Source organism: Acidaminobacterium chupaoyuni (assembly GCF_047936785.1).
Classification (GTDB): domain Bacteria; phylum Bacillota; class Clostridia; order Oscillospirales; family Butyricicoccaceae; genus Acidaminobacterium; species Acidaminobacterium chupaoyuni.
Window position 1 is genome coordinate 1,245,356 of sequence record NZ_CP176394.1, and the last position, 23,575, is coordinate 1,268,930.

21 protein-coding genes are annotated in these 23,575 nt (G+C 51.9%); 13 read left to right on the top strand and 8 right to left on the bottom strand.

The annotated features are described in order from the left end of the window. Positions 1–6: 6 nt before the first annotated feature. The 7 genes from ACJA3I_RS05930 to ACJA3I_RS05960 all read right to left on the bottom strand — a co-directional run bounded on the left by ACJA3I_RS05930 (position 7) and on the right by ACJA3I_RS05960 (position 7,798). Positions 7–1,044: a hypothetical protein gene (locus tag ACJA3I_RS05930; protein WP_458861690.1), complete on the bottom strand. Its 1,038-nt coding sequence runs from the start codon at positions 1,042–1,044 to the stop codon at positions 7–9. A 10-nt stretch (positions 1,045–1,054) separates the two neighbouring features. Continuing rightward, positions 1,055–2,500, bottom strand: a complete 1,446-nt coding sequence (locus ACJA3I_RS05935) for an MBOAT family O-acyltransferase (RefSeq protein ID WP_458861691.1) — start codon at positions 2,498–2,500, stop codon at positions 1,055–1,057. Positions 2,501–2,805: 305 nt separating this feature from the next. Then, a complete protein-coding gene (locus ACJA3I_RS05940; RefSeq protein WP_458861692.1) occupies positions 2,806–3,855 on the bottom strand; it encodes an ABC transporter substrate-binding protein in 1,050 nt (349 codons plus the stop codon). A 47-nt stretch (positions 3,856–3,902) separates the two neighbouring features. Then, positions 3,903–4,703 carry an ABC transporter permease gene (locus tag ACJA3I_RS05945; RefSeq protein ID WP_458861693.1) on the bottom strand — a complete coding sequence of 267 codons (801 nt, stop codon included), beginning with the start codon at positions 4,701–4,703 and terminating at the stop codon, positions 3,903–3,905. After that, entirely contained in the window at positions 4,700–5,530 is an 831-nt protein-coding gene (locus ACJA3I_RS05950; protein ID WP_458861694.1) for an ABC transporter permease, read from the bottom strand. Before ACJA3I_RS05950 ends, ACJA3I_RS05945 begins: the two co-directional genes overlap by 4 nt. Then, entirely contained in the window at positions 5,527–6,591 is a 1,065-nt protein-coding gene (locus ACJA3I_RS05955; RefSeq protein WP_458861695.1) for an ABC transporter ATP-binding protein, read from the bottom strand. The genes ACJA3I_RS05950 and ACJA3I_RS05955 overlap by 4 nt, the downstream gene beginning before the upstream one ends. 241 nt (positions 6,592–6,832) lie before the next feature. After that, positions 6,833–7,798 (bottom strand): RluA family pseudouridine synthase, encoded by a 966-nt coding sequence (locus tag ACJA3I_RS05960; RefSeq protein WP_458861696.1) that lies wholly within the window; start codon positions 7,796–7,798, stop codon positions 6,833–6,835. Between the two features lie 90 nt (positions 7,799–7,888). Here ACJA3I_RS05960 and ACJA3I_RS05965 point away from each other — a divergent pair, with 90 nt between their 5' ends. From ACJA3I_RS05965 to gluQRS, 7 genes are all read left to right on the top strand, one after another. Continuing rightward, a complete protein-coding gene (locus ACJA3I_RS05965; protein ID WP_458861697.1) occupies positions 7,889–8,389 on the top strand; it encodes a YceD family protein in 501 nt (166 codons plus the stop codon). A gap of 31 nt (positions 8,390–8,420) precedes the next feature. Continuing rightward, positions 8,421–8,612: a 50S ribosomal protein L32 gene (gene rpmF, locus ACJA3I_RS05970; protein ID WP_458861698.1), complete on the top strand. Its 192-nt coding sequence runs from the start codon at positions 8,421–8,423 to the stop codon at positions 8,610–8,612. Between the two features lie 95 nt (positions 8,613–8,707). Further along, positions 8,708–10,024, top strand: a complete 1,317-nt coding sequence (locus ACJA3I_RS05975; RefSeq protein WP_458861699.1) for a DUF512 domain-containing protein — start codon at positions 8,708–8,710, stop codon at positions 10,022–10,024. A gap of 29 nt (positions 10,025–10,053) precedes the next feature. Then, positions 10,054–11,409: a ribosome biogenesis GTPase Der gene (gene der / locus ACJA3I_RS05980; RefSeq protein ID WP_458861700.1), complete on the top strand. Its 1,356-nt coding sequence runs from the start codon at positions 10,054–10,056 to the stop codon at positions 11,407–11,409. A gap of 50 nt (positions 11,410–11,459) precedes the next feature. Then, on the top strand, positions 11,460–12,083 hold the full coding sequence (plsY, locus tag ACJA3I_RS05985; RefSeq protein WP_458861701.1) for a glycerol-3-phosphate 1-O-acyltransferase PlsY: 624 nt from the start codon (positions 11,460–11,462) through the stop codon (positions 12,081–12,083). A gap of 23 nt (positions 12,084–12,106) precedes the next feature. Next, complete coding sequence (locus ACJA3I_RS05990) at positions 12,107–13,129, top strand: NAD(P)H-dependent glycerol-3-phosphate dehydrogenase (protein ID WP_458861702.1); 1,023 nt, start codon at positions 12,107–12,109, stop codon at positions 13,127–13,129. Positions 13,130–13,183: 54 nt separating this feature from the next. Beyond that, positions 13,184–14,173 (top strand): tRNA glutamyl-Q(34) synthetase GluQRS, encoded by a 990-nt coding sequence (gene gluQRS / locus ACJA3I_RS05995; RefSeq protein ID WP_458861703.1) that lies wholly within the window; start codon positions 13,184–13,186, stop codon positions 14,171–14,173. A gap of 168 nt (positions 14,174–14,341) precedes the next feature. Here gluQRS and rpmB read toward each other — a convergent pair whose 3' ends face one another. Further along, positions 14,342–14,530 carry a 50S ribosomal protein L28 gene (rpmB, locus tag ACJA3I_RS06000; protein ID WP_458861704.1) on the bottom strand — a complete coding sequence of 63 codons (189 nt, stop codon included), beginning with the start codon at positions 14,528–14,530 and terminating at the stop codon, positions 14,342–14,344. 213 nt (positions 14,531–14,743) lie between these two features. Between rpmB and hprK the strand changes: the two genes are divergently transcribed. From hprK to ACJA3I_RS06030, 6 genes are all read left to right on the top strand, one after another. Further along, positions 14,744–15,697: an HPr(Ser) kinase/phosphatase gene (gene hprK, locus ACJA3I_RS06005; protein ID WP_458861705.1), complete on the top strand. Its 954-nt coding sequence runs from the start codon at positions 14,744–14,746 to the stop codon at positions 15,695–15,697. A gap of 433 nt (positions 15,698–16,130) precedes the next feature. Next, positions 16,131–17,048, top strand: coding sequence for a UDP-N-acetylmuramate dehydrogenase (gene murB / locus ACJA3I_RS06010; protein WP_458861706.1), 918 nt, complete (start codon positions 16,131–16,133; stop codon positions 17,046–17,048). Positions 17,049–17,075: 27 nt separating this feature from the next. Continuing rightward, complete coding sequence (rapZ, locus tag ACJA3I_RS06015; protein WP_458861707.1) at positions 17,076–17,936, top strand: RNase adapter RapZ; 861 nt, start codon at positions 17,076–17,078, stop codon at positions 17,934–17,936. A 12-nt stretch (positions 17,937–17,948) separates the two neighbouring features. Next, the gene (locus ACJA3I_RS06020; protein ID WP_458861708.1) at positions 17,949–19,073 is read left to right on the top strand and encodes a gluconeogenesis factor YvcK family protein; all 1,125 of its coding nucleotides are present in this window, start codon (positions 17,949–17,951) and stop codon (positions 19,071–19,073) included. A gap of 17 nt (positions 19,074–19,090) precedes the next feature. Further along, positions 19,091–20,005 (top strand): DNA-binding protein WhiA, encoded by a 915-nt coding sequence (whiA, locus tag ACJA3I_RS06025; RefSeq protein WP_458861709.1) that lies wholly within the window; start codon positions 19,091–19,093, stop codon positions 20,003–20,005. Next, on the top strand, positions 20,002–23,556 hold the full coding sequence (locus tag ACJA3I_RS06030) for a DNA polymerase III subunit alpha (RefSeq protein ID WP_458861710.1): 3,555 nt from the start codon (positions 20,002–20,004) through the stop codon (positions 23,554–23,556). The genes whiA and ACJA3I_RS06030 overlap by 4 nt, the downstream gene beginning before the upstream one ends. Positions 23,557–23,575 lie beyond the last annotated feature (19 nt).

The following is a 23,575-nucleotide window of genomic DNA, read 5'->3' on the forward strand; positions in this document are numbered from 1 at the left end:
CTCTTTTCAAGATGAAAAAATAGTATCATAGGGATAAGAAGTGACAAAGCGTTTTAAATGGGCGAGAAGCGGGGCGATCTCTTCGGGGGAAAGGCCGTCGCCGGCGGCCATTCTTTCTGCCAGCTGCCGGTTGACGGCGGCGGAATAATGGATGGGATCGGTATAACAATTTAAATCGGTGATGAGATCGGTATCGGACATAAAATAATAAAGGCGAGCGTTGGGATATTGCGCCAAAGTTTCGAGAACCTGCTGCTGCAAGGCGAATACCGCATCGATCTTGCCAAGGCGGCTGGCTTCATCCCAATAAAGAATGCTGTAGGGAGCCATAAAAAAATAGAACTCGGTATCGGGATGATCGGTCAGCCAGCGCGTAATGATCGCCAGATTTTCGGCCGCGGCTTCCGCATAGGCATCTTTTGGCAGGGGCTCCGCGGCGGGATCGGGGCGGCGATAAGAAGAAAGCGCTTTTTTCTTCGACCAGATGAAGCGTTCATCCCAAGTTGAAATTTCATCAAAAGGTTTGCCGGTGTTTTCAAGGCGCTGGGTGAGCATTTTGACCCCCTGGCCAAAGAAAACATCCTTGTTGAACAGATATTTTACATCGTTGAAAGGGTTGCGGTCATAAAGATATTCGGGCAATTTTTCTGTTCGGGCAGAATCGGGCCGCGAAAGAATGTTGGTATCGATGCCGCAGAAAACGCGTTTGATGGTGCGGTTTTCAAAAGCGATCTGCATCACACGGTCGAAATCTGAAAAATAGCCGTCGGGAAAAGTGAGTTTGACGGTGGAAGCGCCAAAAAGCTTGTCGAACTGAGAAGCTCTGAAATTCGCCGTGACCGATGTGCCGATGATGAAAGAATCATAAGAATAGTTGCGGGCGATGCCGGCGTTATAATAGCGCTCGTTGGAATCGACAAAAGAGAATCCGTTTTGCAGCGGATGATAGTGAAACATCGGGTCGATCCAACTGTTGAGCCCGCCGAAAAGAACCAGCAGCACCGCCAGCGAGAAAAGGGCAGTCAGTGAAAAGCGTTTATACATGGAGCACCGCCTAAAAAGTAAAATACAAGAAGGAACTGACCCCTGAAAGGGAGATCAGCGACCAGAAAAGAAGCAGGATCGTTGCCGCCAGCGTGAGCGGGCGCGGGCGAAAATCTCTGATGCGTTCATCGGTGTTTTTCAGCTGAACAGAAGCGAACAGACCAAAGCATAAAATCACCAGACAAAGCAGCAGATGCCAGCGTTCATTGGTGATGCCCAGCCATTGCTGAAGCTTTGAAAATTCCACAAGGGAAAAACGGGCCGTGAAATCGGGCGATAGTTTGCCGAAATCACACCGCAGGATGTTTTTCAAAAAGGCCGCGGCGCCGGCCACAGAATCCGCACGGAAAAAGACCCAGGCCACATTGACAAACGAAAAAGTCAAAAGCCAGGCAAACGCGGGATGCAGTTTTTGAAGGGAGGTTTTGAAGAGACGGTGAAAGACCTGTGCCGCGCCATGGAGCAGGCCCCAAAGCAAAAAAGTCCAGTTGGCGCCATGCCACAGCCCGCTGATGAGAAAAACGATCAGAATATTGCGATAGGTTTTTAAAGACCCGCGGCGGCTGCCGCCCAGCGGAAAATAGAGATAGCGCGTGAAAAAACGCGTCAAAGTGATATGCCAGCGCTTCCAGAATTCCGAAATATTCATGGCGCGGTAAGGGGAATCGAAATTTTGGGGCAGCTTGATATTCAGCATCAGCCCGATGCCCGAAGCCATGTCGCAATAGCCGCTGAAATCGAAATAAAGCTGCAGGGTATAGCTGAGCATCACTGCCAGCGCGGTGAAAGAATTCATGCCGCTGATCGAAGCAAAGCCCCAATCGGCGGCTTTGCCGAGGGTGCTGGCCAGAAGAACTTTCTTGAAAAGGCCGAAGGCAAACGCCATCAGACCGGGTGCGAAATGTTCCCATTGAAAACGGCGTGTGCTTTCTTCGCGAAACTGCGGAATGATCTCATCATGCAGCGCGATGGGGCCGCTCATCACATAGGGGAAGAAAGAGATATACGCGGCATATTCCAAAAAAGAGTAGCGCTCGGTTTCGCCTCGGCTGCAATCGACAAGATAAGCGATCTGCTGAAAAGTGAAAAAGCTGATGCCAAGGGGAAGCAGCAGAGGAAGCAGCGGAACGGAAGCGGAAAAAAACGAATTGAAGCTATCAATAAAAAAGTTTGTATATTTAAAATAGAGAAGCGCGCCGATATTCAGGCAAAGCAGCAAAACCAAAAAAAGACGGTTTTGCGTTTTGCGCAGATAGCGCCCGCCAAAAAAATTTAAACAAATGCTGGCCGCCAGAACCGGCAGAAACAGCAGGTTCATGCTGCTGTAAAACCACAGCGACATCCCCAGCAAAAAAAGAAGGGAAAAACGCCGGTCGGCCAGTTTGTTCAGCAGAAAATAGCCAAACAGGCAAAGCGGCAGGAAAAACAAGATAAAAAAGTAAGAGTGAAATAACATGAAATACCATCCTGTTGGAAGTGATGAAGTTTTAAATGCGCTTTCTAACAGTTGTTTTCTTCAAAAGTTTTGCGGAACAAGACCTTTAACTATTCAACAGTCTACCCGACTCTGCCGGTAAAGTCAAGGAAGGCGGCGCCGTAAAAAGGGAATAACAGGAAAAATGAAACGGATGGAACGAAAGAAGGGTGGGCATTTGAAAGCAGCGACCGGGCTTGCAAAAGGTATCTTTCACAAGGAAAGAGAAAAAAATACACCCTTCAGAAATCTTCTGAAGGGTGTATGAAAATCAGTGGAACGGCCGATCAGTTGACCATGATCTTTGTCCAAAATTCATCGTATTTCGCGGCCATATCGCCAAGATCTTTATAAATTTCGCAGCGGGCAAGGGTTTCTTCATCGGGATATTGAGCCTTATCGTTTTTCACCTTGTCGGGCAGCGATTCCAGAACCTGTTTTTGCGGGGTGGAATAATTGATATAATCGCGGTTCTCGGCGGCGATCTTTTCGGAACACATGAAGTTGATGAATTTCTCGGCCAGTTCTTTTTGGGGCGCATCTTTCACGATGCACATGTTATCGAACCAGATGTTCGAGCCTTCTTCGGGGATGACATAGGCCAGATCGGGGTTTTGCTCGATCATGGTCACGGCATCGCCGGAATAAACAACGGCCAGAGCGGCTTCGCCGGCGATCATTTTATCTTTGATCTCATCGCCTGTATAGGCCAGAACAAGGGGCTTTTGCTCGATCAGCTTTTCTTTGGCGGCTTCGATCTGAGATTCTTCGCGCGAATTGATATCATAGCCGCAGACCAGCAGAGCAATGCCCATGCTGTCACGAACGCTGTTCATCATAAACAGGTTCTTTTTATAGGTTTTATCCCAAAGGTCGCTCCACTTTGTCACGGGCTTATCCACCATGGTGGTGTTATAAATAATGCCCACCGTGCCCCACATATAAGGGACGGAATACTCGTTGCCCGGATCAAAATCGCGGTTGAGGCAATAATCGCTGATATACTGCAGGTTGGGGATCTTGTCTTTATCCAGCTTTTCCAGCATATTCTCGCGGATCATGCGCTCGATCATATAATCGGAAGGGATGGCAACATCATAAGTGCCTTTGGCGGTTTTCAGCTTGGTATACATATCTTCGTTCTGTTCGAACATTTCATAATTTACCTTGCAGTTGAATTCCTTTTCGAATTCGTCGATTACATTTTCGCCGATGTAATCGCCCCAGTTATACACTGTGAGGGTGGGTTTATCGCTTCCACCGGAGCAGGCGGTCAGCAGCGAACACATCATCACCGCCGCCAATACAAGGGAAACCATTCTTTTCAACCCTAACATCACTCTCCTTATCATGTTATATCCAGAACCGAGCCCGACCGGCGGGATCAGTAATTCTGCTTTTCTTTCTGTCGGGCGTCTTTGGAAGACCGAACATTGATGATGACCAAAAGGATCAGCACCGTAACGAACATTATGGCCGAAATCGCGTTGATTTCGGGCTTGACGCCTTTGCGCGTCATGGAATAGACCGTCATGGAAAGGGTGGAAACCCCGTTGCCGGCGGTGAAGAAGGAAACCACGAAATCATCCAGCGACATGGTGAAGGCCAGCATCGTGCCCGTGAAAATACCGGGCAGGATCTCGGGCAGGATCACCTTGAAAAACGCCTGAATGGGCGTGGCGCCCAGATCCTGAGCGGCTTCGAAAGTGTTCTTATCCATCTGGTTGAGCTTGGGCAGAACCGAAACGATCACATAGGGCACATCAAACGCAATGTGAGAAAGCAGCAGGGAAATATACCCCAGACGAATGCCCAAAAAGATGAAGAGGATCATCAGCGAAACGCCGGTGACGATATCGGGGTTCGACATGGGCAGCGAAGCGATGTTGTTGAGCAGATTGCGTGTGCGCTTGCGGGAAGCATACATCCCCAGCGCGGCCATTGTGCCAATGACCATGGCCACCATGGAAGAGATCAGAGCGATGGTCAGCGTTGTGCCCAGCGAGCTCATGATCTGTGAGTTTTCAAACAGCGATTGATACCATTTCAGCGAAAACCCGCCCCAGCTGCCGCGGGATTTGTTGGCGTTGAACGAATAGACGATCAGCACCACGATGGGGGCATAAAGAAAAAGGAAAATCAGCGCGGAATAGATCACCGCAATGGGAGAATGTTTTTTTCTCATAGCAGCACATTCCCCCCTGAATTATCGGCCTCATAGCGGCGCATCACATTCATGGCCAGCAAAATCAGCACCATCAGCACAACGCTCATGGCCGAACCAAGGCCCCAGTTGCCCACCACTTTGAATTGGTTTTCGATGATGTCGCCGATGAGCGCCTGTTGACCGCCGCCCAGCAAACGAGAAATGATAAAGGTGGAAACGGCGGGCATGAAAGTCATGGAAATGCCCGAAACAACGCCCGAAAGGCTTAACGGGAAAATGACTTTGCGGAACACGACGCTTCGTGTGGCGCCCAGATCCTGAGCGGCCTCCACCACGCTTTTATCGATTTTTGTCAGCACGGTGTAAATGGGCAGGATCATGAAGGGCAGGAAATTATAAACATTGCCCAGAATAACGGCGGCCTGCGTATACATCAGATCGAGCGCCGGCAGGCCAAGCTTTTCCAGCAGGGTGTTGATGAGGCCCGTGCGCTCTAAAAGGGTCATCCACGCATAGGTGCGCAGCAGAAAATTCATCCACATGGGAAGCACAAACAAAAACGCCGCGGTATCGCGCAGCGAGGGTTTCAGCTTGGAAAGGATATATGCCATAGGATACCCCAGAATCAGGCAGATCACCGTGGTAATGACAGCCACCTTTACAGAGCGCCACAAAACTTCCAGATAGACAGGGTCGGAAAAATTGAAAAACGCTTTATAATGTTCCAGCGAAAAACCGCCGCCGGAACCGGTGAAGCTGTAAAAAATGATCAGCAGCAGGGGTGCCAGAATAAAGATCAGCGAATAGGCCGCGAAAGGCAGCGAGGCATAGCGAAATCGTTTCATTCCTCAGCCTCCTCCACGGTTTTTTTCATGATGTGGATATCAAAAGGCGCCACCTGAAGCCCGACGAAGGTGCCCACCACTTCGGGGATGGTGGAATGGACAAGCCACACCGTGCCTTCAGCCGAACGGACATTCATTTCATAATGAACGCCTTTGAAAACGATGCTTTCCACCGTTCCGCAGATAATCTCATCGGAAGGCGGAACGATCTTCATATCTTCGGGGCGGATGACCACATCCACCGCTTCGTTTGCTGCAAACCCTTTATCGGTGCATTCAAAACGCTTGCCCGCAAAGGTGCAGAGAAAGTCGCGATCCATCACGCCATCCACAATGTTGCTTTCACCGATAAAATCGGCAACGAAAGCGTTGCTGGGCTCGTTATAGATGCCGATGGGGGTGCCCACCTGCTGGATACGGCCTTTGTTCATCACAACGATGGTATCGCTCATGGTCAGCGCTTCTTCCTGGTCGTGTGTGACATAAATGAAAGTGATGCCCAGCGCCAGCTGGATGCGTTTCAATTCGGTCTGCATTTCTTTGCGCAGTTTCAGATCCAGAGCGCCCAGAGGCTCATCCAGCAAAAGAACCTGCGGATGGTTGATCAGGGCGCGGGCGATGGCCACGCGCTGCTGTTCGCCGCCCGAAAGGGAAGACACCTGCCTTTTTTCATAACCGGATAGATTCACCAATGTCAGCATTTCGGAAACACGCGAAGAAATTTCTTTTTCGGAAAGTTCTTTATGATTGATGCGAAGCCCGAAGGCGATATTTTCATAAACATTGAGATGCGTGAACAAGGCATAGCGCTGAAACACCGTGTTGACGCGGCGCTTATGCGGCGGAACATTGTTGATCGCTTTGCCATCGAAATAAACCGTGCCGGAATCAGGCGATTCGAAACCGCCGATGATACGCAGCGTGGTAGTTTTACCACAGCCGGAAGGGCCGAGGAAGGTGACAAATTCTTTGTTTCGCACGTCAAGATTGATCGATTTTAAAACTTGTTTACTGCCGAAATCCTTGCGGATATTCTCCAGCTTAATCAGACAATCAGACATATCCCATCCCCCAATATCATCAAAATAAGTTGCTTTACTCTCTGTGAAAACAATTCCTATATATATTAATGTGTATAGGTTCGACCTAAAAAGTCAACAATACAAAATATATAATCAATCTATACAAATGTCAATGATTTTTCCAAAAAAAACAGTGGAAAACAGGGAAAAATGAAACGGCTTTGAAAAAATCTTTGAAATGCTCTCGATTTCGCGTGAAACCTCTGATTTTCTCGTTTTTTTATTTTTGCGGAATTTTGTGAAAAAGATCGAGAAAAGGAACCTGCTCCACCTGAAAAACACGCCCGTTCAAATAATCCAGACAACCGTTGTCGCCCTCGAAGGCAAAGCGCAGCTTATAGGAATAAAGCGCCTGATGCTTCAGGCCATAAACACGGTTTTCCGCCGCGATGCCATATTTGGTGTCGCCCAGCAGCGCGTGGCCGCGGGAAGCCAGCTGCACGCGGATCTGATGCGTTCTGCCGGTGAAGAGTTCACATTCTAAAAGCGAAACATTGCCGCGTGTTTCCAGAACGGTGTAGCGCATGGAAGCGGTTTTGGCCCCCGGGTGGCGGTCGCTCACCACGGAGACCGTGTTGGTTTCGCTGTTTTTGAACAGGGAATCGGTCAAAACGGCTGTGCGGGGGGTGGGCCTGCCGTGAACCAGGCAGAGATAGGATTTCTGAAGCTGATGCAGGCGGATCTTTTCATTGAGGATGCGCAGAGCCTCGGCCGTTTTGGCGGCGATCACGATGCCGCCGGTATAGCGGTCGATGCGGTTGCACAAAGCGGGGGTGAAAGAATGTTCGGTGTCGGGATCCCACCGGCCGTTTTGATAAAGATAAGCTTTGATCTGGTTGATCAAAGTATCCACCGTGCCGTCGGCGTCTTCATGCACCACCACGCCGGGGCGCTTGTCGCAAAGCAGAATCTGATCGTCTTCATATAAAACGGAAAGCTTGGGGGTCAAGGCCAAAAAAGCTTTTTCATCATTAGGCTTTGCAAAAAACTCGTCGTTAATATATAATGATAGAACATCACCCTGCACAAGCTTATAAGAAATCTCGCTGCGCTTGCCGTTGACCTTGATCCGTTTGAGGCGGATGTATTTATGCATCAGCGACGGCGGCAGGGCGGGCAGGGATTTTTGCAGAAATTTATCCAGCCGCTGGCCGGCGTCATTGGGCATGATCTCAAATTCTCTCATGGGCTGTGTTCTCCTGTTTGAAAATTATTTGTTGACAAATGAGGCATGAATCACTATAATATCTGATGTATCATTGTGGGAGGTGGGCAAATGAAACTGAACCTCCGTGATGTATTGGCTTCGGATGACCAAAGGATTTCGTTTGACTATAGTATAGATTTAAGTCAGGAAGAAATCAACTTTGAATTTCCGTTTCAGCAGCCGGTACGGGTTACGGGCAGTCTGGAAAACAAAGCCGATGTGTTCTGGCTGAACGCCAAAGTGGAAACCATGGTATCTACCGTGTGCGCCCGCTGCGCCAAGCCGATGGAATATGAAAAAAACTTAGAGATCTCGCTGGTGATCGCGCAAAACGATAACGGCGATGTTTCGGATGACACTTATATCGTCGATTCCGATACTTTCGAACTGGACGAGATCATCCATGAGGAATTGATTCTCAGCATGGAAATGGCAGTGCTCTGCAAGCCGGATTGCAAAGGATTGTGCCCCAAATGCGGGCATGATTTGAATGAAGGCGATTGTGGCTGCAACCGTAAAGAAATCGATCCGCGCCTTGCAAAGCTTCAAGAGCTTTTACAGGATAAATAAAACTTTGCTATAGATTGAGGAGGTGTCACCGATGGCGGTACCCAAGAGTAAAATTTCGAGACAGAGAAGAGATAAGAGACGCAGTGCGCATTGGAAGCTGGAAGTCCCCGGCATGGTCAAATGCCCGAAGTGCGGCGAATATGTAATGCCCCACAGAGCCTGCAGAAGCTGCGGCACTTATAAAGGCCGTGAAGTTCTCAGCGTCGAGAATGCCGGCAAATAACACAGCGAAAAGATAGAGAGGGGCTTACCTTCTCTATTTTTTATTATGCGGCAGCGGCGGCGGTTTCGCCGCCTCGATAAAGGAGGATATGGATTTTGTCAACACAGATCACGGCGGTGGATGCGGGCAGCCCGGCCGAAAAGGCGGGGATCCACGCGGGGCAGACGCTCGTTTCGATCAACGGGCATCGTGTTCGGGATGTGCTGGATTATAAGTTTTATGGTTACGACAGCCATCTTTCGCTGGTGATAGCCGACGAGAAAAAAGAAAAAAAGATCTCTCTTCATAAGATGGAAGGGCAGGATCTGGGGCTTTCGTTTGACACTTATCTGATGGATGCACAGCGCGGATGCGCCAACCGATGCGTATTCTGCTTTATCGATCAGCTGCCCGAGGGAATGCGTTCTTCGTTATATTTTAAAGATGACGATGCGCGTATGTCTTTTTTATTGGGGAACTATATCTCTATGACCAACCTTTCAGAAGAGGATGTGCGGCGCATCATCGCCATGCGCATTTCTCCGCTGAATATCTCGGTTCACACCACGAACCCTCAGCTGCGCGAAAAAATGCTGGGGAACCCGCGGGGCGGCGAAAGCCTGAAATATTTGGAAAAATTCGTGGAAGCGGGGCTGCGCATTCAGGCGCAGATCGTTGTATGCCCCGGCTGGAACGATGGCGAAGAGCTGCGGCGCACCCTGGAAGACCTGGGCAAAATGCATCCCGCGGTGGTGAGCGTTGCCGTGGTGCCCGTAGGGCTCACAAAGCATCGCTGCGGCCTTGAGCAGCTTCGGCCTGTTACAAAACAGGATGCGCTGGATACGCTGGAGATCATCGACGCGGCGAGGCAGAAATGCCGCGATGAGCATGGCGATGTGTTTTTCTATGCGGCCGATGAATTTTATTTGAAGGCCGGTTTGCCTTATCCGCCCGAAGAATATTACGGCGATTATCCTCAGCTGGAAAACGGCGTGGGGCTGTTTTCGATGTTTGAACAGGAACTGCGCGGCGCGCTGAGCCTAGAAGAAGAGGAGATGCCCGCGCCTTCCCCCTTTGTGGTGGCCACGGGGATGGCCGCGGCGCCCTTCATGCAGAAAATGCTGGATAAAATCAGAAAAAAATGCCCCGGGCTTTGCGGAGAGATCATTGCCGTGAAGAATGAATTTTTCGGTGAGGGCGTAGATGTGGCAGGGCTTTTGACAGGGGGCGACCTGATCGCCGCGCTGGAAGGAAAAATGCAGGGCCGCCGGCTGCTGCTGCCGCAATGTATGCTGCGCCATGGAGAAACGGTATTTTTAGATGATGTTTCGCTGGAAGATCTGAGCCGCCGCCTGCAATGCCCTGTCACCCCGGTGGAAGTAGAGGGGTTTGCGTTTTTAGATGCTGTGATGCAGCGCGAAGCGGAAGAATAACACTGGATGGCCGGCCGGACGCCGGAGAAATGGATGAAGAAACAGAAATGAAGCAGAAACCGGTAATTGCCATTGTTGGCAGACCAAATGTTGGTAAATCAATGCTTTTCAACCGTATCATCGGCAAAAAGCAATCAATCGTAGAAGATACTCCGGGCGTTACCCGCGACCGCATTTATGCGGAAGGTGAATGGCGCAACCGCGAGTTTATCCTGATCGACACCGGCGGCATCGAGCCGCGGGCCGATAATGAAATTTTGAAATTCATGCGTGCGCAGGCAGAGATCGCCATCGATACGGCGGATGTGATCATTTTCATCACCGATATCCGAACAGGCGTGACGGCGGCCGACCACGAGGTGGCCACCTTGCTGCAGCGGTCCAAAAAACCTGTCGTGCTCTGTGTGAACAAGCTGGATGCCCCTGGGCTTCCGCCCGCCGAGTTTTATGAATTTTATAACCTCGGCATGGGCGACCCTGTCGGCATTTCCGCTATGCACGGCAACGGCACGGGCGACCTTCTGGATGAATGCTATCGTTATTTCCCCAAGGAAAGCGGCGAAGACGAGGCAGAAGAAGATGTCATCCGCGTGGCGCTGATCGGCAAACCCAATGTGGGCAAATCTTCGCTTCTCAACCGCATGGCGGGGGAAGAACGCGTGATCGTCAGCGATGTGCCGGGCACTACCCGCGACAGCATCGACCAGAAAATCGAAAACGAATTCGGAAAATATATTTTCGTGGATACCGCGGGCATCCGCAAAAAATCCAAGGTGGATGAAAGCATCGAAAAGATCAGCGTTCTGCGCAGCATGATGGCCATTGAGCGCGCAGATGTCTGCCTTATCATGATCGATGCGCAGGAAGGCGTTACCGATCAGGATACCAAAATCGCGGGATATGCCCATGAAAACGGCAAAGCCTGCATCATCGTTGTGAACAAATGGGATCTGGTGGAAAAAGAAACCAACACCCAGCAGAACTTTGAAAAGAAAGTGCGCGAAGGTCTGGCTTATATGACCTATGCGCCCATCGTGTTTATTTCGGCCAAGACCGGCCAGCGTGTGGATCATCTGTTCCCCGTGATCAACGGCGTTTCTCAGAATAACGCCATGCGCATCACCACGGGCACATTGAACACCATTCTTTCGGAAGCCACCGCCAGAGTGCAGCCGCCCACGGATAAGGGCCGCCGTCTGAAGGTCTATTATATGACCCAAATCGGCATCAAGCCCCCCACATTCGTCTGCTTCTGCAACGATGCGCGGCTGTTCCATTATTCTTATTTGCGTTATCTTGAAAATCAGATCCGCGCAGTGTTCCAAATGGAAGGAACACCCATTAAAATGATTATCCGCCAAAAGGGCGAAGACACGCATTCATAAAACAGAGGATGTTTTCGATGCTGTGTTGAAAAATCATTGGGAGGAATACCATGTATTCAGATCAGCTTTGGGCGTGGCTCGTCACCATGGCGGCGGCCTATTTGTTGGGATCGTTCAGCACCTCTATCACCGTCGGCAAGCTGTTTTATCGCCAGGATATTCGAAAAGTGGGCAGCGGCAACGCCGGCGCCACGAACACTTTGCGAAATTACGGCGTGAAGAAAGCGCTGCTGGTGGCCTTGGGCGATACGCTGAAAACCGTGTTTGCCATGTTGCTGGCGCGGCTGATTTTGGGGAAAACCGCTATGATCTATGCGGGCCTTGTGGCAGTGATCGGCCATATTTTCCCGGTTTATTACCGCTTCAAGGGCGGAAAAGGGGTCATGAGCGCCGGCGCAGCCATTTTGATGTATGACTGGCGAATCTTTTTTTTGGTGATCGGCCTGTTTATTCTGATCGTGATCACAACGCGCTATGTTTCGCTGGGCTCGCTGATCTGCGCCGTGGTGTTCCCCGTCAGCGCCGCGCTTCTGCATTGGCCCGATAAGGGGAATGTGCTGGCGTGTGTGGCCATTGCGTTGATCGTTATTTTGAAACATCATGAAAATATCCGCCGTTTGATCCATGGAACAGAATCAAAGATCGGATCGAAAAAGGCGCAGGCAAACCAATAACGCAGGATATGCGGAGGTAAACTATGAAAATTTCGGTAATCGGCGCGGGCAGCTGGGGCATTGCGGCAACAAAAATGCTCAGCGAAAACGGCCATGATGTGACCCTGTGGTCATTTTCTGAAAAAGAAGTCGATATTTTGCAGCAGCAGAGGGAAAACCCTGCGCTGCTGCCCGGCGTAAAGCTGCCTGAAAGGGTTCGCATTACCGGCGAGATCTCGTGCGCTCAGGGCGCGGATATCGTTGTGGTGGCGGTGCCTTCTTTCGCGGTTTTCGAAACGGCCCAGAAGCTGCGGCCTTTTGTGAATAAACATCAGGTGATGGTGCTGCTTTCCAAAGGCTTCGATAAAAACAGCGGTTATTCGCTGCTTTCCGATCTGCTGCAGCGGGTGTTTTTGGGCGAAGTGCCCATTGTGGCGCTGACAGGCCCTTCCCACGCGGAAGAAGTGGGCCGCGGCGTTCCCACGGCTGTGGTGGCGGCATCCATGAACAAACAGGCCGCCGAATTGGTGCAGGAAGCGTTTATGAACCATGTGTTCCGCGTTTATACAACGCCTGATATCGTTGGGGCCGAACTGGGCGGCGCGATGAAAAACATCATGGCGCTTGCGGTGGGCATCAGCGATGGCGCGGGCTATGGCGATAACACGAAAGCCATGCTCATGACCCGCGGCATCACCGAAATGGCGCGCTTCGGCGTTGCCATGGGCGGCCAGAACGAAACCTTTGCCGGCCTTTCGGGCATCGGCGATCTGATCGTGACCTGCATTTCCGAACATTCCCGCAACCGCCGCGCCGGGCTTTTGATCGGCGGCGGCGCTTCACCCGAAGAGGCCATCAAACAGGTGGGCGCTGTGGTGGAAGGTTATTTTGCGGCGCAGGCGGTGTTCGAGCTTTCAAAGAACATGGATATCGAGCTGCCCATCTGCCGCGCGGTCTATGATCTGCTTTATCAGGGCGTCAGTCTGGAAGATACCGTGGATGCACTGATGAATCGCGGCAAAAAGCATGAGATCGAAGAAAGCTGGATGAAGCATATCAATTGGTAAAAAATAAAGCAGACGAGCCACAAAGGTTCGTCTGCTTTTTAAAAGGAACGACACATGGAAAAGAGAGAGATCGTGGGCAGATTTGCCCCCACCCCCAGCGGGAGGATGCACCTGGGCAATGCCTTCAGCGCCGTGATGGCCTGGCTTGCGGTGAGAAGTGCGGGCGGGCGCATGATTTTAAGAATAGAAGATTTAGACAGGCAGCGCTGCAAGCCGGAATATATCTGCCGGCTGATAGAAGACCTGCACTGGCTGGGGCTGGATTGGGATGGAGGCTATGGGCCGGATATTCCGCCTTCGCGCTGGCAGCAGAGCCGCCGAAGCGAGATCTATGAAACCTATTTCGAAAAATTGAAGGAAAAACAGCCTGTTTACCCCTGCTTTTGCAGCAGGGGGCAGCTCCATGCCGCCGAGGCGCCCCATGCTTCCGATGGAACGCCGCTTTATTCGGGGGAATGCCGCCGGCTGACCGATCGGCAGCGCCGGCTGAAAATGCGCGAAAAAGAGCCTGCGTGGCGGGTGGCTGTGCCGGATGAGGGCATCTTTTTCGAAGACCGCAACTGCGGCAGGGTGGGTGAAAATTTAAAAGAAGAATGCGGCGATTTCATTTTGCGGCGGGCGGATGGCGTGTATGCCTATCAGCTGGCGGTAACGGTGGATGACGCCCTGATGGGGGTCACACAGGTGGTGAGAGGCTGCGATCTGCTGCATTCCGCCCCAAGGCAGATCTGGCTGCAGCGGCAGTGGGGGTTTCCACAGCCCGAATATGCCCACCTGCCGCTTCTTTGCCAGCCGGATGGCAGGCGGCTTTCCAAACGCGAAAAAGATTTGGATCTGGGCGCGCTGCGCCAAAAGGGGGTTGGGCCCGGGCAAATTTTGGGGCTGATCGGGTTTTGGGCAGGCTTTTTGGAAAAACCGCAGCCGATTTCGGCGCGCGAACTGGTTCCGCTGTTTTCGTGGGAAAAGCTTCAGCACTCGCCCCACGCGGCGGGGAGCCGGGAAGAATGGAAGATCATTGTAAAAGAGCAGGAGCTTCCGTTTTAAGCCCCGAAGCTTTTATGGCGGCGCTTATATCATATGAAAAAACAGCCCGCCCGCGATAAGACCGGAAAGGCTTATCGGGAAAGGCTGTTTTTTAAACGCAGAAAAATAAAAAATCCTCTGCGGCAGCAGAGGATTGATTATTTCACACAAGGTGTTCCAATAAACTGATTAGACAGCTCTTGTAACCTTGCCGGAACGAAGGCATCTGGTACAGACATTGACATGGGTAGGAGTACCGCCTACAAGCACTTTTACGCGCTTCACATTAGGCTTCCAAGCCCGGTTCGATCTTCTGTGTGAGTGGGAAACCTTAATCCCAAATGTAACGCCCTTGCCGCAGATATCACACTTTGCCATTTTTTCTGCACCTCCTTTAAAATCAGTTACAAAGCGACACAAGTTATATTACCATAATGGATGCTAAATTGCAAGCAAAAATAAAAAAATTGTTCTTTGTATTTATTGATAAATCATACGGAATCCGCTATAATGTTTCTTAAACAATTTGTACAAAAAAGCAAAAACAACGGCGGGAAACCGCGTTGTTTTGTTTTTAGGGAGGAACCGGCCATGGAAAAAGCAAAACCCTTTGTAAAAATGCACCAGATCGTGGATGAATTTAAGCTGGAAGTGCGTTGGGCGCCCACAGATTTTGAAGAAATTCATATTACGAATGTAGATGTGAACCGCCCGGCGCTTCAGCTGACCGGGTTTTACGATCATTTTGATAATACAGGCATCCAAACCATCGGCATGGTGGAATATGCTTATTTAGAGGGGCTCTCTTCAGAAGAACGCTGCAAAAGCTTCGCGGGGCTGTTTGAAAAAAAGATCCCGCTGCTGGTTTTTGCGCGGGGCTATGAGCCGTTTTCGGAATGTTATGAAATGGCGAAAAAGTATCTGATCCCCATCGCGGTGACGCAGGAAAACACCATGGAATTCACCGCGGCGCTTTCGGCTTCGCTCCATGTTCATTTGGGGCCCGAAACCACCCTGCATGGCGTGATGGTCGAAGTTTACGGCGAAGGCATCCTGCTGCTGGGCGACAGCGGCATCGGCAAAAGCGAAACGGCCATCGAGCTTGTGAAGCGCGGCCATCGCCTGATCGCGGATGACGCGGTGGATCTGAAGAAAGTTTCGGCCAAAACCGTTGTGGGAAGCGCGCCCGAAATGATCCGCTATTTCATCGAGCTGCGCGGCATCGGCGTGATCGACGCGCGCCGCCTGTTCGGCATGGGCGCCGTGAAACCCACAGAGCGTGTGGATCTTGTGGTGCATCTGGAAAAATGGGAAGACGGCAAACCTTATGATCGCCTTGGGGTGGATGAAGAAACCACCACCATTTTAGATATTAAAGTGCCGTCGCTGACGATCCCTGTGCATCCGGGGCGCAACCTGGCCGTGATCCTGGAAGTGGCCGCCATGAATAACCGCAACAAACGCATGGGCCATAACGCCGCAAAGGAATTGAGCGACAAGCTTTATCGCACCATGCTGGCAGAGCAAAACAAAACTGAAGAATAAAAATTACGATCGAAGATCGGCGCTTTTCACAGCGGTAAACGGAAAAGGTTTGCCGCTGTGTTTTTGCCTTTTGAGAAAAAGAATGGGCATCGAGCGCCGCGGGCGAACGCGCCATGACAGAAAAAGGGAGAACTATGAAATTGGGATTCTTGGTGCAACAGGCATAGGAATGTGTTATAATCACTATATGTGATCAACCTGTTTGTTCCGCAGTCGCTTTCTGCCATTCATGTTTTCTCTGTATGCCCGAATAGATTATAGGGCGCTTTCCGTATCATCGCGCCGCCTGATTGCGCCGTTATGCAAAAAGATGGTCGAAAGAACGCTTTTTCGCTTTTTGCGGTTTGCGCGGGGCAAGAAAACACCAGACAGGATGTATGCTGATTTTGAAGAAACAAGGCCGCCGGCGCCTTTTGATTTTGGGAGGATTTTTATGGAAAATGATACCTTGCAGGAAGAATTGCAAAATAAAGATATTCAAATTTTAAAAGAAGAACCGCTTTCCAAACACACCACATTTAAAATTGGCGGCCCTGCCGCCATGCTGGCCGAAGTGAAAAACATCCGCCAGCTGGTGAGCCTTGTTTATATGGCCCGCAAAAACAATTTTCGCTATATGGTGATGGGCAACGGTTCCAATATTTTGTTCCCCGATGACGGTTATCGCGGGTTGGTCATCAAAACCTCGCCTCATTTCGGCAGTATCATTGTGGATGACGATCACATCCTGCGGTGTGAAGCGGGCGCGCTGCTTTCAAAAGCGGCGGCCGTGGCGGCTGAAAACGGGCTGAGCGGTCTGGAATTCGCCCAGGGCATTCCGGGCACGGTGGGCGGCGCGCTTTATATGAACGCGGGCGCCTATGGCGGCGAGATCGGCGATCTGGTGTTCCGCACCTGTTATATGGATCCGAAAGGCGAAATGCGCATGATCGATCGGGAAGAACACCGTTTCGGTTACCGCACCAGCCGTTTCAAAGAAATTCCCGAAAGCATCATTTTATATACCGAGCTGTCGCTGAAAGAAGGCGACCCTGCCGCGATCCGCGAAAAAATGGCGGAATATGCCGCAAGGCGCAAAGAAAAACAGCCCATCGACCTGCCTTCGGCGGGCAGCGTTTTCAAACGCCCCAAAGACCATTACGCGGGCGAACTGATCGAGCGCTGCGGGCTGAAGGGCTATCGTGTGGGGGATGCCATGGTTTCCGAAAAACACGCGGGCTTTATCGTCAATTGCGGCAAAGCAACCTGTGAAGATGTTCTGGCCGTGATCGAGCATGTGGAAAAAACCGTTCTTGAGCAGACGGGCGTTCAGCTGGAACGCGAAGTGCGGGTCATTCGGCATAAGAAATAAAAAGGCCGGGGAATGGGGGAAAATGAGATGGAGTGTTTGATTATTTCGGGCATGGCGGGCGCCGGGAAAAGCACCGCTGTGGATGTGCTGGAGGATATGGGGTATTATTGCATCGATAATATGCCTGTTTCTCTGATTCCCCGATTCGTGGAGCTGTTTGAAAGCAGCACCGAAAAATATAAAAAGGTAGCCATTGTGGTGGATGTGCGCAGCGGGGCGGGATATGACCAGCTCAGCGCGGCGCTGGAAACGGTGGCGGATAAAGCGTTCAGCTATCGCATTCTGTTCTTGGATGCCAGCAACACCGTTCTGCTCAACCGCCATAAAGAATCCCGCCGCCGCCATCCACTGGAAACCGATGAGCGCGGGCTGCCGGAAGCGGTGATCGAAGAACGGCAGATGCTCGATCAGATCCGCGCGAAAGCCGATTTTCTCATTGATACCAGCGCGCTTTCTTCCCATGATTTCAAAGAATATCTGGTCAGCCTGTTTTCCACCGGCAACGAGGAAAAACGCGGCATGGTCATCACCGTGGCTTCCTTCGGTTTCAAATATGGGATGCCCGCGGATTCGGATATCGTTTTTGATGTGAGGTTTTTGAAAAACCCCTATTATGTGCCGGAACTGAAAGAGAAAACAGGGCTGGATGAAGATGTTTTTCGGTATGTTTTTTCCGACCCTTCGGCCGGTGAATTTGTGGAACGGGCGGGGTCGCTTTTGGAATTTTTGATCCCCCGCTATATTCAGGAAGGAAAGATGTCGTTAGTGATCTCGGTGGGATGCACGGGCGGAAGACACCGCTCGGTTTCCATTGCGCGCCAGCTGGCCCAATATCTGGGCAAACACGCTCATAATGTCAACCTGCGCCACCGCGACCTGACAAAGTAATAGGAGCATATCATGGAAAAACAGTGGGCCAATGCCATGCCCGGCGCAGAGCTTCTGCGCGTTGCCAGAGCGGCGGGAAGAAAGATCACCGCCATCGGCGGCGGAACGGGCTTATCTACGCTGCTTTTGGGGTTGAAGGAATATACGGATAATATCACCGCGGTGGTCACGGTAACGGATGACGGCGGCGGTTCCGGTATGCTGCGCGAAGAATTCGGCATTTTGCCGCCGGGCGATATCCGCAACTGTATTTTATCTTTGGCGAACACCAGTGATATGATGAACGAACTCATCAACTATCGTTTTAACACCGGCTCGCTGAAGGGCCAGAGCTTCGGCAATTTGTTTTTATTGGCGCTTTGCGGCATTTGCGGCGGCAATTTTGAAATGGCCGTGGCGCGGATGAACGAGGTTTTGGCCGTTACGGGCAAAGTGCTGCCCGTAACTTCGGCCAATGTGAAGCTAGCGGCTGATTTTGAAGACGGCAGCAAAATAGAGGGCGAAACCGCCATCACCCGGGTGAAAAAGCAAAACGGATTATCCATCCAAAAGGTTTCGCTGCTTCCGCCCGGTGCAAAAGCGCTGCCTCAGGTGATCGAGGCCATCGAAGAAGCGGATGTGCTGCTGCTGGGGCCCGGCAGCCTTTATACCAGCATCATCCCCAACCTGCTGGTGGAAGGCGTTGCCGAAGCGATTTGTCGTTCCCGCGCGCTGAAGATCTATTTGCTCAACATCATGACGCAGGATGGCGAAACGGAAGGCTATACGGCCGCAGACCACATCAGGGCGCTGCAGGCCCACGGCGGCGAAACACTGGTGGATCTCTGCCTTTATAACACCGACCCTGTGGCGCAGAAGCTGTTATGCCGTTATGCGGGCGAAAGCGCCAAACAGCTTTGGCCCGACCGGGGCGAATTTGAAAAACTGGGGGTGCGGCTGAAAGGCGCTTCCATTCTTTCGAGGGATGCCGAACTGGTCAGGCATGACCCGCTGCGCCTTGCCCACGCCATTATGAAGACCGCCATGGAAGAAGCGCCTCGTGAAGGCGTCTTGCAGGAATATGACAGATTGATGCTGATTCGCGAAAAACCGCAGCGCCATGAAAAGACGAAACTGGGCCGCCCGGGCATCGAATAACAGAAAGAGGAAACAGGATGTCGTTTACCACAGATATCAAAACAGAACTGTGCCGCATGGGCACCGGCAAAGATTGCTGCGCCCGGGCGGAACTTTATGGCATGCTGCTCTATGCTTCGGCCTTTTCCAGCGAAAAGATCCGCCTGCAATCCGATTCACCGGCGGTGCGCCGGCGTGTGCAGCAGCTGATGCAGCGGGTGACGGGGTGTGAGCTGCAAAACAAAGAAGAGCAGGGCAGCACCCTGCGCATGGAAGACCCCGAAGAGCTTCGCAAGGTCTTTCGCGCTTTCGGTTATGAATACAGCAACGCAGCGCTGCATTTGAACCGCGCGGTGGTGGATGAAGAATGCTGCCGCACGGCGTTTGTGCGCGGCGCGTTTTTAACGGGCGGTTATGCCAGCAAACCGGGCAAAGGCTATCATCTTGAACTGACCACTTCTCATTATAATGTGGCGAAAGAAACGGCGCTGCTGCTGGAAGAGATGAACATTCCCTGCGGTTTTGTGGAACGCCGCGGGAATTTTGTTTTGTATTATAAAGACAGCGCGGTGATCGAAGACCTGATCTCTTCGCTGGGGGCCACTTCGGCTGCCATGTCGGTAATGCTGCGCAAAGTGGAAAAGGATGTGCGCAACCACATCAACCGCAAGGTGAACTGCGAAACGGCCAATCTTGATAAAACCATGATCGCCGCCACAAAACAGGTGGAAGCCATCAGCATTCTGATGGAACACAAGGCGTTTGACGATCTGCCCCAGGCGCTGCGCGAAACCGCCATGCTGCGGCTGGAATTTCCCGATCAATCACTGGCGGAACTGGCCGAGCATTTTCAGCCCCCTTTGACCAAACCGGGGCTGAACAACCGTCTGCGCAAATTGCAGCAGCTGGCGCAGAAGGTGCGCCTTGACGGGGGAAACGGGAGAATAGAATGAAGAACTTTGTCCATTTGCATATCCATAGCGAATTCAGCCTGCTGGATGGCGCCTGCCGCATTACGCAGCTGGTGGAGCGCGCCAAAGAACTGGAACAGCCCGCGGTGGCCATCACCGACCACGGCGTGATGTATGGCGTGATCGATTTCTATAAAGCGGCCAAAAAGGCCGGCATCAAGCCGATCATCGGCTGTGAAGTTTATGTGGCGCCGCGCACGCGCTTTGATAAAACCAACGAACTGGATAGCGAAGCCTATCATTTGGTGCTGCTGTGTGAAAATATGCAGGGTTACCGCAATTTGATCTATCTGGTGAGCATGGGCTTCACCGAAGGCTTTTATAACAAACCGCGCATCGACTGGCAGCTGCTCGAGCAGCACAGCGAAGGCTTGATCTGCCTTTCCGCCTGCCTTGCGGGTGAGATTCCCCAGCTTTTGCTGAGCGGGAACTATGAGGGCGCCAAGGCTTTGGCGCTGCGCTATGCCGCCCTGTTCGGCAAAGACCGTTATTATCTTGAAGTGCAGGATCACGGCATCCCCGAACAAAAAGAAGTGAACCGCCAGATCCTGCGGCTTTCAAAAGAAACGGGCATCGGCCTTGTGGCCACCAACGACGCCCACTATATCAAGCGCGAAGACGCCCATCTTCAGGATGTACTCATGTGCATCCAAATGGGCAAAACCGTGGACGACGAAAACCGCATGAAATTTCAGGGCGACCAGTTTTATGTGAAAAGCGCCGAAGAGATGGAAAGTCTGTTTGACCCCGCCGAATATCCGCAGGCTTTGGAAAACACGGTGGAGATCGCCCGGCGATGCCAGGTGGAATTTGATTTCGAAACAAAATATCTGCCCGAATTCGATGTGCCCACCGATGAAAGCGCGGTGGATTATTTGCAGCGGCTTTCAGAGGAAGGGTTTGCACGGCGTTACCCCCAACAAAAAGAAGAAGACCGCAAGCGTTTGCAGTTTGAACTGGATATGATCAACCGCATGGGCTTTACCGATTATTTTCTCATTGTTTCCGATTTTGTGCGGTTTGCCCGCTCAAAAGATATTCCGGTGGGGCCGGGGCGCGGCAGCGCCGCGGGCAGCATGGTTTCTTATTGTTTGGGCATCACCGATATCGACCCTATGCGCTACAGCCTTTATTTCGAACGCTTTCTGAACCCCGAACGCATCAGTATGCCCGATATCGATATGGATTTCTGCGGCGTGCGCCGGCAGGAAGTCATTGATTATGTGGTTTCAAAATATGGCGCCGATCGTGTGGCCCAGATCATCACTTTCGGAACCATGGCGGCCCGCGCGGCGGTGCGCGATGTGGGCCGCGCGCTGAACATGACCTATGCCGAAGTGGATGCCGTGGCCAAGCTTGTTCCGCGGGAACTGAAAATGACTTTGGAGAAAGCGCTTACGGTATCGAAAGATCTGAAGCAGCTTTATGAAACCGATAACCGCGTGCATGTGCTGCTGGATACGGCGCGCAAGCTGGAAGGCATGCCGCGCAACGCTTCCACCCATGCGGCGGGGGTCATCATCACCAAAGGGCCTGTTTATGAATATGTGCCCCTGTCGAAAAACGATCAGGGCGTGGTGACCCAATATATCATGACCACGCTGGAAGAGCTGGGGCTTTTGAAGATGGATTTTCTGGGCCTGCGAAACCTGACCATTTTGCATGACGCGGTGAAGCTGGTGGAACACAGCGGCCGAAAGATCGATCTGAATACCATCGATTATGAAGACAAGGCCGTTTTTGAAATGCTGTCGCAGGGCAAGACCTCCGGCGTGTTCCAGCTGGAAAGCGCGGGCATGCGCGGGGTGGTGATGTCGATGAAGCCGCAATCCATCGAAGATATCACCGCGGCCATTGCGCTGTTCCGCCCGGGGCCCATGGCTTCCATCCCCACCTATATCAATTGCAAAAACCATCCCGATCAGGTGCATTACCGCCATCCGCTGCTGCGCGAAATTTTATCGGTCACCTATGGCTGCACCGTTTATCAGGAACAGGTGATGGAGATTTTCCGCCGCCTTGCGGGCTATTCGCTGGGCAAGGCGGATATGGTGAGAAAAGCCATGTCGAAGAAAAAGATGGATGTTCTGAAAAACGAACGCCGCAATTTCATTTTCGGCAACGAACAGGAAGGCATCACAGGCTGTTTGGCCAACGGCGTTCCCGAACAGACCGCAAGCCAGATCTTTGATGAACTGTTGGATTTCGCCAACTATGCGTTCAACAAGGCCCACGCCGTTTCATATGCGGTGCTTTCTTATCAAACGGCTTATGTCAAATATCATTATCCCAAAGAATATATGGCGGCCCTGCTGACTTCGATCTTAGATGATACCGCCAAGGTTTCGGAATATATTCAGGAATGCCGTGAAATGGGCATTCGCGTGCTGACGCCCGATATCAACGAATCGGAAGCGGATTTCACCGTCAGCGGCGGCAATATCCGCTTTGGTCTGGCGGCGGTCAAAAATGTGGGCCGCGCCTTTGTGGCGGCGCTGCTGCGTCAGCGGCAGATGGGCGGCAGATTTCGCGATTTTGAAGATTTCTGCAACCGTATGTCCGACACCGAACTCAATAAGCGCGTGCTTGAAAACCTGATCCGCTGCGGGGCTTTCGACAGCTTCGGCCATCGCCGTTCTCAGCTGCTGCGGGTATTTGAACAGGTGCTGGATGCTTCGGCCAATGATAAGCGCCGCAATTTGGAAGGGCAGATCGATCTGTTTTCGGGCATGGCCGCCGAAGAACCCATGGGCGGGCTTCAGCTGCCGAATATCCCCGAATTTTCAAAGCACGACCTGCTGGCCATGGAAAAGCAGACCACGGGCATTTATCTTTCGGGCCATCCGCTGGATGAATGGGCGCCGCTGGTGAAAAGGGTGAAGGCAACGCCCATCGCTGAAGTGCTTTCGGCATTCAGCCAGGAAGAAGAGCTTTCCGAGGAAGCGCCTTCGGCCATTCAAGACGGCATGTATCTCACCTTGGCGGGCGTGGTTTCGGCTTATAAAATGAAGATCACGAAAAACAACACCACCATGGCCTATGTCACGCTGGAAGATGTGAGCGGCGCCATTGAAATGCTGGTGTTTCAAAAAGCCATGGATGAATCGGGCGGATGTCTGAAAGAAGATCAGGCCGTCATCGTTTATGGGCGGCTTTCCGCCCGCGAAGACGAAGCGCCCAAGATCATCTGTGATGAAGTTTGCCCTCTTGCCGAAGAACAGATCGAAGGCTATCTGGCGCGGCGGAAAACGCGCCGCAGAACGGGCGCTTTTCAAAAAAGCGAATGGCGGCGGCAGGAACCGGCCCCGCCGAAAGAAAAGCTTTATCTGCGCATTCTGCCGGAAAACGAAGAAAAAATCCCCGAGATCGAAACGGTGCTGCAGCACAGCCCGGGAAAGATCCCGGTGGTATTGATCTATCGGCCTTCGGGCAAAGTGATCACGCTGCCGCCCAACCAATGGGTCAGCGGCGACGCGGCCACACTGGAACGGCTGAAAGCCATTCTCAGCCCGGCGGAAGTCGTGTTGAAATAAGAGGGAATAAAAAGAACTG